Genomic DNA, 1,520 nt, shown 5'->3' on the forward strand with positions numbered 1-1,520 from the left:
TTGAACAACGGAGTTCTATCCTGATTGTTACCGTAAGCCTCACCGCGGTCCTCATGCTCGCGCTGGCTGCCGGTTGTATAGCACAAGACACCAGTGCCAAGGTTGCAACACCGGCTGCCACTGCAGTACCGGCCGCAGCAACCGCTGCAGCAGCAGACATAACTCCTGCAGCAGCCGCGACACCGGCAGCGCCTGCCGCAACTTCCGCCCCGGTCTCGACCGGCCAGAGGCAGACGATCAAGATCAGCGGCTCGACAACTGTCCTCCCGATCGTCCAGAAGGCTGCCGACCAGTACATGGCAACCCACCCGGACGCTGACATCCAGATATCCGGCGGCGGATCCGGTGTCGGCATCCAGGCCATTGGTGCAAAGACTGTTGACATCGGCATGTCCTCCCGCGACGTGACCAAGGCTGAGATGACCAAGTACCCCTCGTTTGTCGTGACTACGGTTGCACAGGATGGCATTGCCATTGTAGTGAACCCGGCCAACACCATCCCGTACCTCACGCTCGACCAGATCAAGAATATCTACATGGGCAAGACCACCAAGTGGACCGAGATCACCGGAGCTGAAGTTCCCGGCACCAACAACCAGATTGTTGTGATCGGCCGCGACAGTGCCTCGGGCACCCGCGCCTTCTTCGATGAACACCTGCTCGCAAAGAAGACCCCGACTGCAAAGATGCTTGAGAAGAACTCCAACGGAGCTGTCCTCCAGACCGTTGCCCAGACCCCGGGATCCATTGGCTATGTCTCGATCGGTTTCGTAAGCAAGGATGTCAAGGCACTTCCGATCTGGTACAATGCTGACAAGATCATTGCCGCGAACCTTGAGAACGTCAAGTCCCGCGAGTACCCGGTCTCCCGTGACCTCTACGTCATCACGAACGGCCAGCCCTCCGGGCTTACCGGTGACTTCATCACCTACATCCTCAGCCCCGAGGGCCAGAAGATCGTTGCAGATGAAGGCTACGTGACCGTTGGCTGATGTGCGAGGGAAGAAACAACACTTTTTATTAAAACGGAGGCTGGTTGTCATGGACTTCTCGGGAAAAACAAACGATTCCACCCCCCAATCCGGGAACACGGCACGCCTCTTTGTTCTCAAGGAACAATCCATTAAAACCGTCTTCTTCTTCACAGCCGCTTTTGCCGTAATTGTCGTATCATTCATCCTCCTTTTCCTCTTCCGGGACGGGTACCCGATCTTCGCCGATGTCGGGGTGGCGAACTTCCTCCTCGGGCCCGTCTGGGCCCCGGGCGCTGCAGAGCCATTGTATGGCATCTGGCCGCTCATTGTCGGGACGCTTCTTGTCACTCTGGGCGCAATGATCTTCTCCGTCCCGCTTTCCCTCGGCTGTGCAATCTATATCTCCGAACTCGCGTCCCCCCGGGTTAAGGCCGTCCTCAAGCCGGCGGTCGAACTGCTTGCCGGAATTCCGTCTGTCGTGTACGGTTTCTTCGGGCTCATCGTGCTCACGGATTTCATCCGGGTGACGTTCGATGTCCCTTCAGG

Annotated in this window: 2 protein-coding genes; both read left to right on the forward strand. The window is 57.7% G+C overall.

Going from position 1 to position 1,520, the window contains the following annotated elements:
* Positions 1–992, forward strand: a 992-nt coding sequence (locus CW742_RS12640) for a phosphate ABC transporter substrate-binding protein (protein WP_292420896.1), incomplete at its 5' end; no start/stop codon positions are given.
* Between the two features lie 49 nt (positions 993–1,041).
* On the forward strand, positions 1,042–1,520 hold a 479-nt coding region (locus CW742_RS12645), incomplete at its 3' end, for a PstC family ABC transporter permease (RefSeq protein ID WP_369333021.1).

The organism is Methanoregula sp. (assembly GCF_002835825.1).
Classification (GTDB): domain Archaea; phylum Halobacteriota; class Methanomicrobia; order Methanomicrobiales; family Methanospirillaceae; genus Methanoregula.